We start from the raw sequence: 15178 nt of genomic DNA, 5'->3' as shown, positions 1-15178 counted from the left end.
GAAAACCAGATGACACGCGGGTTTAGCTTAACACCTGACACTGAGCACCATGAGTTTAGCGGCGTGGCTTACGGCTTGCTGGGTTCTTGTATCTGGGGTGCCTGCATGGCGGTATCCAGTGAGGGTATAGCCGATGGCTTCAGCGCAGAAGATCTGGTATTTCTGCGCTATCTGACGTCTGGGTTGTTGTTGCTGCCGTTGCTGGCGCTCAGTAATCTTTTCCGTCAGGTGGGTTGGACCCGCGCACTATTGCTCACCTTACTGGCCGGCCCAGTGTTTGCTGTACTTGCAGCGCATGGCTTTTTATATGCGCCACTCGTTCATGGCACTGTGGTGCAAGCCGCAACGCTGATTTTGTCTGGCTTGCTGCTAATATGGTGGCGCAGCAAATCTGAGCCACGGTTTAGTTATCTGGCGGCATTGCTGGTACTGCTTGTCGGCCTGGCGGCAGTGGCAGGACCGTTACAACCATTGCAGCAAGAAATCAGCGCGGTCTGGAAAGGCGACCTGCTATTTATGCTGGCCGGAGTGATGTGGGCGCTGTTTATGGCACTGCTCTGGTATTGGCGGGTCGATGCATTGGCTGCCACTGTCGTCGTGGCCGTGTTATCCGCCTTGCTCTATTGCCCGATGTACCTGATGCTGCACAGCCCTTTATACCTTTCAATGCTGGACTTTGATCAGGTAGTTGAGCAAGTGCTGTTTCAGGGCGTGTTATCTGGAGTATTCGCCCTGCATGCCTTTAACAAGGCGGTACAGTATCTGGGGCTTCGCAAAGCCGTGTTATTTCCGGCCTTTGCTCCGGCGATCACTATGTTGCTGGGTATGTTGTTATTTCACCGGGTACCGGCTCTCAGCCAGTGGCTTGGTTTCATTATAGTTGCGGCGGGATTATTGCTGGGTTTCTACCATGACACCGACCAACCCACAGAAAAAAAGCATGAATAACCATTTTGGTGCGACGAATTTTTTTCATGCCAGCCAGCACCATTTTGCGCCAGCAAGTACCTAATTCACGACCAAATGCAATTGCTGTAGTAATAAAACAAAAAACCAGCTATAAAAATATAAAAAAGTTGATCTGTTTCAATAACTTACGATACTCTTTTCTGTAAATTTCAAACGAAAATCGTACTTGTGAATATTGATCGAGATCTACGGTTTCGGGAACTATGTTGATTGGAGCAGGGAAGTACTATGCCACACAACAGATTTGCCGGTGAGAACAGCCAGAGCATGTTGGTTGAGGGGGTTTATTATGGCTTTATTGTGGCGCTGTTATGGGGTGGCTGGTTAGCGATGTCATTTCATGGTATCGCTGCGGGAATGTCGGCCTGGGATATCGCTTTTATCCGCTACAGTACTTCTGGCTTACTGCTGAGCCCGCTGCTGGTTATACACAAACCTGCCGTGCGTGTTGGCTGGCAAAAGCGCCTGGTTTTGTCTGTGCTGGCCGGGCCGCTGCTGTTATGGTTTGCACTGGGTGGTTACCATTATTCTCCTCTGGTACACGGCGCCTTTATTCAGTTAGTCACGCTGATTGTGTGCAGTATTATATTATCGGTACTTATTTTAAAAGAATGGTTTAGCTGGCAATGGGGGCTGGGCGTGGGCATTTTAATCGCTGGCCTGATGCTGGTGGTCGAACCCCGCTCTGACACTTTGGCGCACCAAGTAAACTCAGATCTGATGTTTGCCACGTCGGGCGCCATGCTGGCCGTATTTATTTTACTGCTGCGACTGTGGCGTATCAGCGCACTGACAGCACTTATTCTGGTGTCGGTATACTCCGCACTGTTTTATATACCGCTTTATTTATTCTTTAAAGGCCCATGGGCCTTAATGATGCTGGACTCTACCCTATTATGGCAACAAGTACTGGTACAGGGTGTGTTGTCTGGTGTAGTTGCCATCTTTGCCTTTTCTAAAGCAGCTCAGTACCTGGGCACCCGTCGTGCAGCGATGTTTCCGGCGCTGTCACCCACCATAGCGCTAGGCGTCGGTCTGCCGTTTAACAGCCAGCTGCCAGGCCTGACGCAATACCTGGGTGTCGCGATATCACTGTTGGGGTTTACTGTCGCCTTGCTCAATACACACAAAGTAAAACGGCAGACCGTCGACACAAACCCGCTTTCGTATAAAAACAATGACACATGAGGGATATATGATGATACGCCAGATAGGAATTCGTAACCGTTTGCTAAGTGGGTTTGCTCTGACAACTGTGCTGGTATTGATACTGGGGCTGTTTTCACTAAACAGTATGTCTTCAATGCGGCAGGTCGCCGGTGTGATTGAGGGCAATGTCATTCCCAGCCTGAATACCCTGTCGAACCTTAACCTGAACATGATGCGGATACGGGTATTTACCCTGCGTTTACTGGCAGCAGAGGATGCCCGGGCAGAAACGGACACGCTGGCCCGGTTAGAGCAGGTTAAACAAGACGTTAACCGCTACCAGCATGAATATGAGCAACTGATAAGCTCAGACCAGGAACAGCAGATATATAATGCATTTTTGCGAGCCAAAGCCAATTATGAAGGCGGCCAGCAGCAGGTAGTCAACTTCCTGCTACTGTCCGACAAACCCAGCGCTTTGCAGCAACTGGACAGCCTGAACAGCTTCTCCAACGAAATGACCCAAGAACTGGTTAGTCTGGCCGAACTTAATCAGAAAATATCCGCAGATATCAGCGGGCGATCTTTTTCTACCTACCAAAGTGGTAAAGTGTGGGTGGTCGCTGTAATTGTTATTGTCGCTGCAACAAGTATCGGCATTGCTATGCTGCTTACAACCAGTATTACTGTGCCTATATCTGAGGCCGTTGCGCTGGCTGAAACGGTTGCCGGTGGCGATCTGACCCGCACTGTCAGCGTAACGGGTGCCGATGAAGCTGCGCGTTTATCCTCGGCTTTACTTAAGATGCAGCAAAGCCTGCGCGATGCGCTGAGTCATATCGCTAACTCTTCAACCCAGCTGGCGTCTGCCGCAGAAGAGTTAAACTCAGTCACGGAAGATGCATCACGGGGCATTCAGCGACAGAATGATGAAATTCAGCAAGCCGCCACCGCAATAACAGAAATGAGCTCTGCAGTAGATGAAGTTGCTCATACGGCTTCATCAACCTCAGAGGCCTCTGCAGAATCAGCCAGAGTGACCCATGAAGGCAGACGCCAGGTTGAGAATACCGTAAGCTCTATTCACCGCATGAATGAACAGATAGCCACCACATCAGAGCTGGTGCAAAACCTGGCCAGCCAATCACAGCAAATTGGTACTGTACTGGATGTGATTCGCGCCATCGCTGAACAAACCAACCTGTTGGCATTAAATGCTGCTATTGAAGCTGCCAGAGCCGGCGAAGCCGGCAGAGGTTTTGCTGTCGTCGCCGACGAAGTAAGAGCGCTGGCACATCGCACTCAACTTTCCACCCGGGAAATTGAGCAAATCATTACACAGATACGCACCGAGACAGGGAATGCCGTTGATGCGATGCACCAAAGCACTATGACAGCAGAGGAAGCCCTAAAAGTCTCGACGGCGGCAGGTCAGGCACTGGCGACGATAAGCGATCAGATTAACCGCATCAGCGACAGTAATTTGGTTGTCGCCAGTGCGGCAGAGCAACAAGCAAAAGTAGCACGCGATATAGACCGCAACATAGTCAATATCAGCGATTTAGCAACGCAATCAGCTGCCGGCGCCAACCAAACCAGCGCCTCAGCACACGAATTGTCCAGACTGGCAGTTGATCTAAACGAGCTATTGACCCGCTTTAAACTGTAACCTGCAAAAATAAACAAAAAGCCGGCATGCTGCCGGCTCTGCAAACTAAAACAGATATCTACTTCGTTTTTGGCTGTGCCACTTTTAAGATTTCCGTTAAACCGGCTACCGCACCGCCGATATTGGCCAGCTCTGCCGGCACTATCATGGTGTTATTGGTTTTTGCCAGGTTACCGAACTCTTTTACGTATTGCTCTGCAACCCGCAGGCTTACCGCCTCAGAGCCACCGGGTTGATTAATGGCCTCAGCAATTTTGCGTATGCCTTCTGCCGTGGCAATCGCGATAAGTTCAATCTCTCGGGCGCGGCCTTCGGCTTCGTTGATTTGACGCATCTTGTCACCTTCAGACAGGTTAATCACTTCCTGCTTCTGGCCTTCGGACACGTTAATCATCGACTGGCGCTCACCTTCTGATTTGGCGATAGCAGCACGGCGCTCACGTTCAGCCCGCATTTGTTGCTCTAACGCATCTTTAATGCTGATAGGCAGTTCAATGTCGGCAATCTCGTAGCGCAGTACTTTCACGCCCCAGGGGGCTGCGGCTTCATCTAATGCTTTTACCACTTCTTCATTAATTTTGGCGCGTTCTTCAAAGGTTTTATCCAGATCAGTCTGGCCAATCACAGAACGCATCGTTGTTTGAGCCAACTGGGCGGAAGCGTAACGGTAGTCGTTAATGCCGTAGCTGGCTTTATGGGGATCGATCACCTGCAGATATAAAATGCCATCTATTCCTACCTGGATATTGTCCCGGGTTACACAGGTCTGGCGCTGCACGTCGATGACTTCTTCTTTTAAGCTATGTACATAGGCTACTTTGTCGATAAAAGGGATCAGAATATGAAAGCCCGAATCCAGCGTGCGCGAATATTTACCCAGCCGCTCTATTACATAATTACTTTTCTGCGGTACCACCCGGGCGGTTTTAACAATGGTAATGACGACCGCCAGTGCAAAGCCGGCCATTAAAATAGTATTAATATCAATTGGACCCATCAGATTTACTCCTTAAACAGATGGCAGGTTGGATAAAATTAGTCAGGCTTAACCGCTGATACCACCAGCTTAATGCCATGGTTGGCCACTACCCAGGCAACATCGCCGGCATGCAGATTATCAGCCGACTCTGCATCCCATTGCACGCCGTTTAGTACGACGCGACCTGCGCCCTGGTTAAAATCGGTATGCACAGTGACTCGGCGGCCGATGTCATCAGCAAAACGGGAGGGTTGCTCATTGCTGTCGGCGGTGTAACCGACAAACCAGCGTTTAAAATGGCCGCGCACGGTAAACAGCAGCAGCAATGACAAAACGCCAAACAATAAGAACTGCATGCTGTAGCTGTCAATCAGGCCAAAATTCAGCAATAACCCCACGGCTATCGCTGCAATACCAAAAAATACAGCCACTATACTGGTCGCCATTAACTCTGTCAGGATCAATACAATACCGGCAATGATCCACAGGGTAGCAATATTCACTTAATTTGCTCCTTAACAATTGTTATGCTGCACATTAACTTAAGGCATACAAAGTGGTCAATCTGAACCGGTAAATGGCTTTGTAACAAGCTATGTTAGGCAGCAGCTTGTCGATTGAGGTGTAAATGAAACTGTTATTGCGTGTGCTGTTTTATACCGTATTGGTGTACGCCAGTTATCAGCTGCTGGCGGGGTTGATGCAGAAAAAGCCGCAGCTGCCGAAGGTGTTGCAGGACTACGCCGACAATGCGATGCAGCAGTATCTGTGTAAAGCCCCGGTAAGCTGGCGTATAGGCCAGCTGGACCCGGCATTTGATTTAACGCTGGAGCAGGCAGAACAAGCCGCTCACAGTGCCGCTATGCAATGGAACCAGGCCTTTGGTGTTGAGCTGTTTCGTTACGACAGCCTTGATGGTTTTGCGATAAATTTTGCCTACGATGAGCGTCAGCAACAGGTACTGCAACAAGCGTTGCTGCAGCGCAATCTAGACAGGTACGACACCAACATTAACCAGCGCGTAGCCGGTTTGCAGCAGCAAAGCGCACGGCTGCAACAGCAACAGCAGCAATTTGAGGCACAAAACCAGCAATTTGCCGCCGACGTCGCCGCCTTTGAACGCAAAGTGCAGCAAGCCTCACTCGATCGCAGCGCCTTGCAACGCGAGCAGCAGCAGCTGAACCAGCGTCAGCAACAATTGCAGCAGCAGGCCGACAACCTTAATACTGAACAACAAAGATTACAGCGTGAACAGCAATACATTAACGACACTGTGGCGGACCGCAATGCCCTGCTACCGCAGCAAACTACTGAAGTTGCCAAAACAGAAGTCGGCCTGATGGAAATACGCGGCAAGCAGCGTGTGATGACCATTTTCGCTTATAAAACACTGACCGATTTACAACTGACCATCGCGCACGAATTTGGCCATGCGCTGGGTGTCGGCCATACCGACAACCCGGCGTCAGTAATGCACGCTGCGCTTAATACCCAACAAAGCCGGCTGACCGCTGACGATATTCAGGCACTTAAAGCACAGTGCGGCCTTTAAACGCTGCTGAACAGTTTCTGCTCTAAGGTTTTACCTTTAGTCAGGTTGCGGTAACGCCAGCCATTGGCAGCCAGACACTGCAATACCGCCAGATCGAAATCAGCGTTTTGCTGGGCCTGATAGCAGAGTAACAGTGTTTTTTGCTGCACCGCTTCGATGCTAATCACGCCGGGCAATGCGCTCAGTGCCTGAGTCACAGCGGCACTGTCGTCTTGCTCCAGCTGCAGTGTCAGGTATTGCTGCTGACTGTCGGCATTACTGTTCGTTTCTGTCTTTAATCGCCCCTGCTCCAGATACAGCACTTTGTTGCACAGTTGCTCCAGCTCGAAAATATTGTGCGAGCTGATAACAAAACTGACTTCAGCACTTAAACGGCTGATAAGCTGGCGGATTTGCAACGCATTTACCGGGTCGAGCCCGGCGGTAGGTTCATCGAGTAAAATCAGCTGCGGTGCGCCAATAAATGCCTGGGCTATAGCGGCCCTTTTACGCATACCATGGCTCAGTGCGCCGGCTTTATGCTGGCGCTGTTCACTCAGTCCAACCAGTGCCAGCACCCGCTCGGTTTCTGCCCTGGCAGCTTTGCTACTCAGCCCTTGCAAGCGGCCATAAAAGTCCAGCTGCTCGCCTATACTAAATGCCGGATCGAACTGGGCATCCTGTGGCAGCGCGGCAACCTTACCAAACAGCGCGGCGCTGCCAGGCTTATGGCCGAACAACAGCACATTGCCACTATCTGGCTTTAAGTAACCACACAGAATACTGAATAGAGTGGTTTTGCCTGCACCATTGGGGCCTATCAATGCTGCCACTTCACCTTGCTGCAGCGTAAAATCAAGTTGCTGCAATACCTTTTTACTACCAAAAGCCTGGCTGACACCCTGACACTGAATAATAGTGTTCATAACATTCTCCGTTTCAGCAGTAAGGTTGCTGCCGTTAGCAGTACGGCGGTTTGCGCCAGCGGTAACAGTGCATGTTGCAAGGTGATCCACCCCTGCAGCTGGATTAACTGCAGCACCTGGGTACCGGGCAGATAGCCCATGACAAACAGGTAGTCAGGGAAGTAAAAAATAAACCAGCTAAGCAGCGCAAAAACTAAACCCAGGCTAACAATAGCCAGACTGACTGCCAGCCTGGCTGAGCGCACCATGGCAGAAAAACAGCTCATCAGCGCAGTAAAGGGCAGTAACACCAGCAGCAGGTTGACCGCAATAACGATAGCAGCAGTAAGCATCGCCAGGCTGATACCACCTTCACGCCAGGCAGCCAGCGATAAGGTGGCCGCCAGGGTTAGCAAAATTAAGCTGCCCTGTACCAGCATTTGTCCGCAAAAACGCCCCAGCACGATACCGGCGCGGCTGGAACGTAAAGCCAGAAAGCGCAAAGTGCCGCGCTCTAAATCACTACATAGCTGATTGGCAGTAAAGAATAAGCAAAATGTCGGCAGAATAAGCAAACTCAGCACCCAATACACCGCCAGCTCTGGTGCCGGCCAGGAAAATAACTGCGTCAGCCCACCGCTGCCAAACACATCACGGAAAAACTGCTGAAAACCGTCAGCGCTTATAAGATCGCTGGCAGGCGCTATGGCATAACGCAGCAGAAAAAACCAGATAACAGCGGTAGCGGCCAGGGTCATCAGGCCACGGCGGGTAAGCCATAAACGTTGTAGTTCAAAGCCGGCATATAACCGGCATTGTTGTATGGTAGAAAGCGGATTTGCCATCGCATCGTCCTGTGCAGTCGTTATTGTTGGTATAAGCAAGGCTCATAAAGCAGTATTAATGCCAACTTTATAATCTTTTAAAATCATAATGTTATTTTTACGCTACCCATTTTTTCATTAAGAAAACCGCATTAATAAGCGCTTTTCACTATTTATTGGTGTGCCCGCCACCGGTAGTTGGCTGCAGAGCCAGCGCCGGGCACCCGGCTAAATTAACTAAAAGCGTGTAACAGATGCTGCAACTGCGGATGCACCAGTTCCCGCTGAGTCGTAATAATATAAAAGTTTTCATGCACCTCAGGCAGCGTTAAATATTGTTGCAAGCGGCCGCTATTTAACTCGTCTTTTACCACTACCGCAGGCATAACAGTTAGGGCGCCGCTATCACGCGCCAGCAGACGTAACATCGCCATATCGTCTGCTTCAGCTATTACCTCCGGTTGCAACTGATACTGAGCCGCTAGCGCATCAAACGCCGTGCGAACCGGGCTTTGCACCGGCGGCAATACCCAGCGCTGCTGCTGATAGGCCGGCAATGCACTGCCGGCGGCTTTATTTGGTGGCCCTATTACCGCTACGGGCTGCCGCGCCAGCAGCCGACACTGCCAAAGCTGGCTATCATTGCCCTGCACAGCAATATTACTCAACACCAGATCCAGTTGGTGCGCAGCCAACGCATTTAACAGTGCAGTCTGTGTCATCGAAAATAAACTGTACCGGCTGGCCGGGTTACCCAAAAGCGGGGCGATAAAACTTTCAATAAAGTTACGTGACATCGTCGCCAGGGTACCAATGCGCAGCGGGCTGTGCTGCGATTGCATGCCATTTAGCAGTAATTGCTCCAGCTCCTGGCCGCGGCTGAAAATGTCTTCAGCGTATTTCAGTGTCTGATAGCCGCTGTCGGTCAGCACTAAACGCCGCCCCTGCCGCTGAAACAGCTGCACCTGCATACTCTGCTCCAGCTGTTTGATTTGTGCAGATAACGCCGACTGGGAAACATGCAGCCGTTGCGCCGTTTCAGTCAGGTTTGCGCCCCGGGCGACCTGCCAGAAATAATACAGATGATGATAGTTTAACCGGCCCATAGTTCTCTTTTAGTGAACGATATCTGATTTATTATGTATTTTACTTATATTAAGTCACTACGCACAATAGCACCACTTCAATCTGGCGGGGTGGCAAATGCAGGCTTTACTTCATATTTCAGCTGTTAAAGTAATATTACTGGCGCTGGTAACGCTGTTGGCAGTAGTGATTTGGCGCTACAGCGCCGTTGCACTGGCAGGTGAAACTGACAAACCACGTTTTATGCGCGCATTAGCCGCCACTATTGCCGCAGTAGTCGTTACATTGCTGGCTAATCATTTGGTGTTGTTCTGGTTGGGTTGGATAGCAATAAGCTTAAGCTTACAGCAGTTATTGCTGTTTTATCCCGACCGGCCAAGGGCTCAGCTGGCGGCACATAAAAAGGCGCTCAGCGCCCGCTTGGGTGAAGCACTGCTGGCGGTCGCTTTTACACTGCTGTACCTGCAATTTGATAGCGCCAATATTCAGCACATCATCCAGCACCTTGCTGGCACCACCACAGCATCACCCTTAGTGCATGGTGCGGCGGTCTTACTGGCCTTAGTGGCACTGCTCAAATGCGCTCAGCTGCCTCTGCATGGCTGGCTGATCCAGGTGGTCGAGGCACCGACGCCGGTTTCAGCGTTGCTGCACGCCGGTATTATTAATCTTGGAGGCATACTGCTGTTGCTTTTTGCACCCTTGATGGCAATAAGCGGCATTGCCAGTGCATTGCTGTTAGTTGCAGCGCTGTTCAGTACAGTACTGGCCGCACTGATAATGACAACCCGTGTCAGCATTAAAGTCCGGCTGGCATGGTCAACGGTTGCACAAATGGGCTTGATGCTGGTTGAAATTGCGCTTGGCCTGTATACGCTGGCTCTGCTGCACCTGCTGGCACACTCTTGCTACAAAGCATATGCCTTCCTGCACAGCGGCAACGCTGTTAACCATTATCTGGCTGCGCAACTGGCCGAACCGACAGAGCCAACGGTTTCGCACTGGAGTGCTGCGGCTTTACTGGCAGCAGTATTGGTTGGCTCAACTCATCTGCTACTGCCTTTTACCAGTCTGGCCAGCAGTATGTTGTTAATGATGGCCGTCACTGTGGTGCTACTGCCTTCTGTAGGCCGCAACGATAACCTGCGCTGGCTGCGCGTGATGCTGGCTCTACTGTATGCTGCAGGTCTGCTGGCACTCTACCTCGCCGGCAAAACGCTGCTGGTAAAGGTGATACCAGACACCGGAAGCCTGTCATTCACAGCAGATCTGTTCGCCAGCGCTATGTTCGCCACCTTATTTATTGTGGCCGTGTTATTGCGTTATCACGCCAGCAAACCGCTGCTAAACCGGGTATTTATCTGGCTGAATGCGGGGGGATACCTAGATGAATGGGCTACCCGCATCACGCTAAAAATCTGGCCGTACAACCCACCGGCAGCCAAAACCATTGCCACCTTAGCCAAGCAGGAGACGCAAGCATGAGCGCACTGAGTGCAGACACCTCGCTGTCAATGGCTGACACCTGTCAGCTGTTGCAGGCAGCAGCAAGCCAGATAGCACCACAGTGGCCACTGGATCAGATGATTGCAGTAAACCCCTGGTGGCCAAAACGCAGCCGTCCGTTTGCAGAAATTGCCGCAGAGCAACAACTACTCGCCGGTACTGACTGCCTGATGAGTGCGCGCTGGTATCTGTCACAATGGCAAACACAGATTATGCCAGCACAGCTAGAACAGGCATTAACAGAAGCAGAATTACCGCTCAGCACAGAGCAGGCAGTAGCGGGCCTTGAGCAACAAGTGGTGTTACGTAGCTGGAACAGCCTGACGCAGTTGCTGGCGGAACAGAACAGCCAGCACGACACATTGCCCTGGCCACAATTGGTGTTACAGCAACTTAGCCAATTTTTTGCACTGTATTATCAGTATCCGGAACGCTTCAGTGCGGATGCAGGCAGTGATGACCATGCCTATCACTGCTGGTTAACTGTCGTACGTCAGGATAAGGGCTTGCAGGTGTTAGCCAGTACCAATCTGAACACCTTGTTTAGCACCTTACCCGACTCACCCCAGACGTTAATTGCACACATGCTGCCCTGGCTCGATAGCTGGTGCCCCAAACCGGCCCAACGTCAGGCATATTTTGAAAATCTGCTGCAAAGCATTTCCGGCTGGGCCGGTTGGCAAGCCTGGTTGGACTGGCAGCAATCACTGCAGGGGCACAGCACTCATCAGGCAGTCTGCCAGTTGCTGTATATGCTGCTCGGCTGGGATTGGGTGTTATGGCAGCATACAAAACGCCATAACAACCAACATACCGGGATACTGGCCACCTTACAGCAACAAGCCAGTAGCTACGACGCGACACTGGTACACACTCAGGCAGCGCTCAGTTTGCGCCAGGTATGGCAAAGGGCGCTGGAGCTTAGTGTACAGCAGCCGCTACTACGTAAGCTGCAGCAATGCTGCACTCAATCAGCAGCGACTCTCCGGCCGGTGTTACAGGCAGCATTTTGCATCGATGTGCGCTCAGAACCAATGCGCCGTGCTTTAGAGCGGCAACATGATCATATTCAGACCCTCGGATTTGCCGGCTTTTTCGGCTTGCCTATTGCTTACCAGGCACCTCACAGCAAAGTCAGCCGGCCACAGTTGCCCGGCTTGCTGGCACCGGTGTTACAGGTACAACAGATCCGGCCGGAACAGGGTACCTTTAGCCGCCAGCCTGGCTTAGGCTGGAAACAGAGCTTTGACCTGGCATCATCCAGCCTAGGTATGGTAGAGGCTGCAGGTACAACTAAATTGATTAGCTTAATAAAACGCGCTTTTCTGCGTCCGCAAGCCCGCCATGCGCTAAATAAACATATTGACTCACAGCCCTGGCAACTTAGCCGCGATAACCAACCACTGACAGACAGCGAGCAGGCGCAACTGGCAGCGGCTACCCTCCGGGCAATGGGGCTGAAAACCCAGCTGGCTCCGGTTGTACTTTTGTTTGGCCATGGCAGCAAAAGCTGTAACAACCCACATGCTGCCGGCTTAGATTGCGGTGCCTGTGGCGGCCAAACCGGTGAGGTTAATGTCAAAGTACTGGCTCAGATACTGAACAACAGCGCAGTGCGACAACTGTTAGCGGACGATCATCAGATAGTCGTACCCACCGACACACAATTTTTTGCCGCCATGCACCACACGACAACGGATGAACTTGAAGTGTACCAACCGCCAAGGCAGGCTGACTGGCTAAACTGGTTAACTGCAGCGGCTTGCGATGCACGGCAGCAACGTGCAGGCCAGTTTGCACAGAAGAACATGTCAGATAAGGCACTGGTGCGCTTTTTCCGCCGGCGCAGCACCGACTGGGCTCAGCTGCGACCGGAGTGGGGCTTGGCCAATAACGCGGCCTTTATTGTTGCACCAAGACAACTTACCAAAGCGCTGGATTTACAGGGGCGTTGTTTTCTGCACGATTATGACACGCAAAATGACGATGATTTCAGCCAGCTATACAGCATTATGACTGCGCCGATGATCGTCACAAACTGGATTAACCTGCAGTATTACGCATCGGTTGTGGCACCGCAGAAGTACGGCAGTGGCAACAAACTATTGCATAACGTAGTCGCGGGCCATGTTGGCGTATTTGAAGGTAATGGTGGTGATTTACGCACCGGTCTGGCCTGGCAGTCAGTGCACGATGGCAGCAGGTTAATGCATCAACCTGTGCGTTTGAGCGTCATTATCGCGGCGCCGCGTCAGGCAATCACCAATATTATCAACCGCGCCCCTGATGTCGCAGCGCTGGCAAATAACCACTGGCTTTGGCTTTATCAGCTCGACAGTGACGGTAGCGTACATTGCTGGCAGCAGCAACATTGGCAACAAGTCAAACTATGATGCGCCGCGTCGCCGTGCTGACACGCCACAACAAAGGCCGCCTTATCAGCCAGGCGTTGCTTGAACTTGGCTGGCAGCTGACTGAGCTAGACAGCTTTGACACCGATAGCCTCGGCAGCTTTGCCGGTGAACGGCCACGTTTTATGTCGCCTGATGAGTGCGCATTACGCAAAGCTGCAATAGCGGCGGAGTTAAGTGGCTATGATACCGGCATCGGCAGCGAGGGCAGTTTTGCGCCAGGCCCCTATGGTATAGGTACCTTTAATCTCGAGCTCATTTGCTGTGTCAATATCAGTGCCGGTTGGGCTGTCACTGGCCGTTTTTATGGCCCAACCAACGTGCAGCAATGGACTATCAGTAACAATGAAGCACTGGATCAAGCGTTGGCTAGCGTGCCTGAAGGTCAAAAACTGCTGGTGCAACAACATCGCTACATTCGCAAAGGGCTGAGTCCCGCAGAAGCACGGCAGCAGGCAGGCAGTCTGCTGATAAATGGAGGCGAGTTCATATTGGGCTTTGACTTGCGCGCCCACTGTTGCCCGGAGCGACAGCAACATATTCGCCTGGCTGCTGCCGATCTGGTGCAGCGGATAAAACATCAGTGTGCAAGGTGCAGCACGCCCGGCTTTTGGCCGGATAAACCAATTAGCGGGCTACCCTGCGAAGAATGCGGCACGCCCAGCACCTTGACTCAGGCGCGCCAGGCATGTTGTCAGCGCTGCGGTTATACAGAAACATATGGTTCAGAGCAGCGTTACGCCGCTGCCCTATATTGTCAGGTATGTAACCCATGAACACCTTGATACTCGATGCGCAACACAGCAACGACATTACACTTGCCGGGCAGCTTCTGCGCCGGGGCAAACTGGTCGCGGTCCCCACTGAAACCGTATACGGCCTGGCCGCAGATGCATCTCAGCCTGACGCCGTCAGCGCCATTTTTGCGGCTAAAGGCCGGCCGGCGGATCACCCGCTGATTGTGCATCTACACAGTACGAAAGCTATGACAGATTGGGCCTGTGATATCCCCGACAGTGCCTGGCAACTGGCCCGGGCATTCTGGCCCGGCCCGCTGACACTATTGCTCAAGAAGGCCAATCATGTCAGTAACATTATTACCGGAGGCCTGGATAGTATCGGGCTGCGCATGCCAGCGCATCCGGCCTTGCTTAGTTTGCTCAGACAGCATCAGCTGGCAGTGGCCGCACCTTCTGCCAACCGTTACAAAAAACTCAGCCCAACCAGTTGTGAACAAGTGCTTGCCAGCTTACAAGGCCGCATAGCTGCAGTGCTGGACGGTGGTTTTTGTCAGCATGGTGTAGAATCAACTATTGTTGATTTGACCGGCGATACGCCGACAATTGTTCGCGCCGGACCTGTTAAGGCATCGCAACTGGCTGCAATACTGCAGCGGGAGATCGCTCAGCCAGCACAGCATCAGGTGAAAGTTGCCGGGAATGTAGAGGCGCATTATCAGCCTGAGGCGCCTCTTATTTGCCTGGATAGTAAGCAATTGGCAGAGAGCATTGGCAACGCCACAGCTGATATTGCCGTGCTGCATTACAGCCCGTTGCCGCAAGCTTGCAAGGTACAGAGTATGCCAATGGCACAGAACGCAGCAGACTATGCCAGTGCACTGTATCGCAGTTTGTATCTGGCCGACAAAGCCGGAGTTAGTCAGATATGGTGTGAACTACCGCCACAAAGCGAAGACTGGTTAGCCGTGCACGACAGGTTGCGCCGCGCCGGCTTTAATGCCAACAGTTAGTTACTGGGCTGCGACGATTTTAATCTCAACTTTCCAGGCCGGGTCAGCCAATTTTGCTTCAACGGTAGCACGTGCCGGGGCACAGCCCGGCGCAACCCAGTTATCCCAGGCCAGGTTCATCGCCGCGTAGTCGGCCATGTCAGCCAGATAAATAGTCGCATCAACCAGCCGGGTTTTGGCACTACCACATTGCGCCAGCAAAGCATCAATCTGCTTTAGCACATCTTCGGTTTGCAGCGTGGCGTCAACGCTGCTGTTTTCCGGCACCATGCCGGCACAAAAAATCAGTCCGTTAACAATAACCGCTTCAGAGTAGCGGGCAGCAGGTAAAATACGTTGCATGGTCATACATCATGTCCTGAATAGCTAAAAAGCCACAGGCTACCCTGAACCACTGCA

General features: G+C 51.9%; 14 protein-coding genes. 8 read left to right on the top strand and 6 right to left on the bottom strand.

Features of this window, described 5'->3' with window-relative positions:
- The first annotated feature begins 9 nt into the window (after window positions 1-9).
- From LHL18_RS06165 to LHL18_RS06155, 3 genes are all read left to right on the top strand, one after another.
- Complete coding sequence (locus LHL18_RS06165) at window positions 10-948, top strand: DMT family transporter (RefSeq protein WP_226766221.1); 939 nt, start codon at window positions 10-12, stop codon at window positions 946-948.
- A 249-nt stretch (window positions 949-1197) separates the two neighbouring features.
- A complete protein-coding gene (locus LHL18_RS06160; RefSeq protein WP_226766220.1) occupies window positions 1198-2157 on the top strand; it encodes a DMT family transporter in 960 nt (319 codons plus the stop codon).
- Window positions 2158-2164: 7 nt separating this feature from the next.
- Window positions 2165-3787, top strand: coding sequence for a methyl-accepting chemotaxis protein (locus LHL18_RS06155; RefSeq protein WP_226766219.1), 1623 nt, complete (start codon window positions 2165-2167; stop codon window positions 3785-3787).
- Window positions 3788-3845: 58 nt separating this feature from the next.
- Here the strand turns inward: LHL18_RS06155 and LHL18_RS06150 are convergent, their stop codons facing one another.
- Window positions 3846-4784: an SPFH domain-containing protein gene (locus LHL18_RS06150; protein ID WP_134053133.1), complete on the bottom strand. Its 939-nt coding sequence runs from the start codon at window positions 4782-4784 to the stop codon at window positions 3846-3848.
- Window positions 4785-4822: 38 nt separating this feature from the next.
- A complete protein-coding gene (locus tag LHL18_RS06145; protein WP_134053135.1) occupies window positions 4823-5269 on the bottom strand; it encodes an NfeD family protein in 447 nt (148 codons plus the stop codon).
- Between the two features lie 125 nt (window positions 5270-5394).
- Between LHL18_RS06145 and LHL18_RS06140 the strand changes: the two genes are divergently transcribed.
- Window positions 5395-6318, top strand: coding sequence for a matrixin family metalloprotease (locus tag LHL18_RS06140; protein ID WP_226766218.1), 924 nt, complete (start codon window positions 5395-5397; stop codon window positions 6316-6318).
- Here LHL18_RS06140 and LHL18_RS06135 read toward each other — a convergent pair.
- From LHL18_RS06135 to LHL18_RS06125, 3 genes are all read right to left on the bottom strand, one after another.
- On the bottom strand, window positions 6315-7223 hold the full coding sequence (locus tag LHL18_RS06135; RefSeq protein WP_226766217.1) for an ABC transporter ATP-binding protein: 909 nt from the start codon (window positions 7221-7223) through the stop codon (window positions 6315-6317). The genes LHL18_RS06140 and LHL18_RS06135 overlap by 4 nt on opposite strands.
- Complete coding sequence (locus tag LHL18_RS06130; RefSeq protein ID WP_226766216.1) at window positions 7220-8047, bottom strand: ABC transporter permease subunit; 828 nt, start codon at window positions 8045-8047, stop codon at window positions 7220-7222. Before LHL18_RS06130 ends, LHL18_RS06135 begins: the two co-directional genes overlap by 4 nt.
- Before the next feature lie 212 nt (window positions 8048-8259).
- Window positions 8260-9132 (bottom strand): LysR family transcriptional regulator, encoded by an 873-nt coding sequence (locus LHL18_RS06125; protein ID WP_134053141.1) that lies wholly within the window; start codon window positions 9130-9132, stop codon window positions 8260-8262.
- 97 nt (window positions 9133-9229) lie between these two features.
- Here LHL18_RS06125 and LHL18_RS06120 point away from each other — a divergent pair, with 97 nt between their 5' ends.
- Genes LHL18_RS06120 through LHL18_RS06105 form a run of 4 tightly spaced genes read left to right on the top strand, consistent with a single transcriptional unit; the run spans window position 9230 to window position 14779 of the window.
- Window positions 9230-10597 carry an NADH-quinone oxidoreductase subunit L gene (locus LHL18_RS06120; protein WP_134053143.1) on the top strand — a complete coding sequence of 456 codons (1368 nt, stop codon included), beginning with the start codon at window positions 9230-9232 and terminating at the stop codon, window positions 10595-10597.
- Window positions 10594-13011 carry a DUF2309 domain-containing protein gene (locus LHL18_RS06115; protein ID WP_226766215.1) on the top strand — a complete coding sequence of 806 codons (2418 nt, stop codon included), beginning with the start codon at window positions 10594-10596 and terminating at the stop codon, window positions 13009-13011. Before LHL18_RS06120 ends, LHL18_RS06115 begins: the two co-directional genes overlap by 4 nt.
- Entirely contained in the window at window positions 12990-13805 is an 816-nt protein-coding gene (locus tag LHL18_RS06110; RefSeq protein ID WP_226766214.1) for a DUF6671 family protein, read from the top strand. Before LHL18_RS06115 ends, LHL18_RS06110 begins: the two co-directional genes overlap by 22 nt.
- On the top strand, window positions 13802-14779 hold the full coding sequence (locus tag LHL18_RS06105; protein WP_226766213.1) for an L-threonylcarbamoyladenylate synthase: 978 nt from the start codon (window positions 13802-13804) through the stop codon (window positions 14777-14779). Before LHL18_RS06110 ends, LHL18_RS06105 begins: the two co-directional genes overlap by 4 nt.
- Here LHL18_RS06105 and LHL18_RS06100 read toward each other — a convergent pair whose 3' ends face one another.
- Complete coding sequence (locus LHL18_RS06100; RefSeq protein WP_226766212.1) at window positions 14780-15127, bottom strand: RidA family protein; 348 nt, start codon at window positions 15125-15127, stop codon at window positions 14780-14782.
- Between the last annotated feature and the right edge of the window lie 51 nt (window positions 15128-15178).

This window comes from Rheinheimera aquimaris, assembly GCF_020531985.1.
Classification (GTDB): Bacteria; Pseudomonadota; Gammaproteobacteria; order Enterobacterales; family Alteromonadaceae; genus Alishewanella; species Alishewanella aquimaris.
The sequence above is the reverse complement of the archived record's forward strand: the minus strand, read 5'-3'. Positions and strand labels throughout refer to the sequence as shown.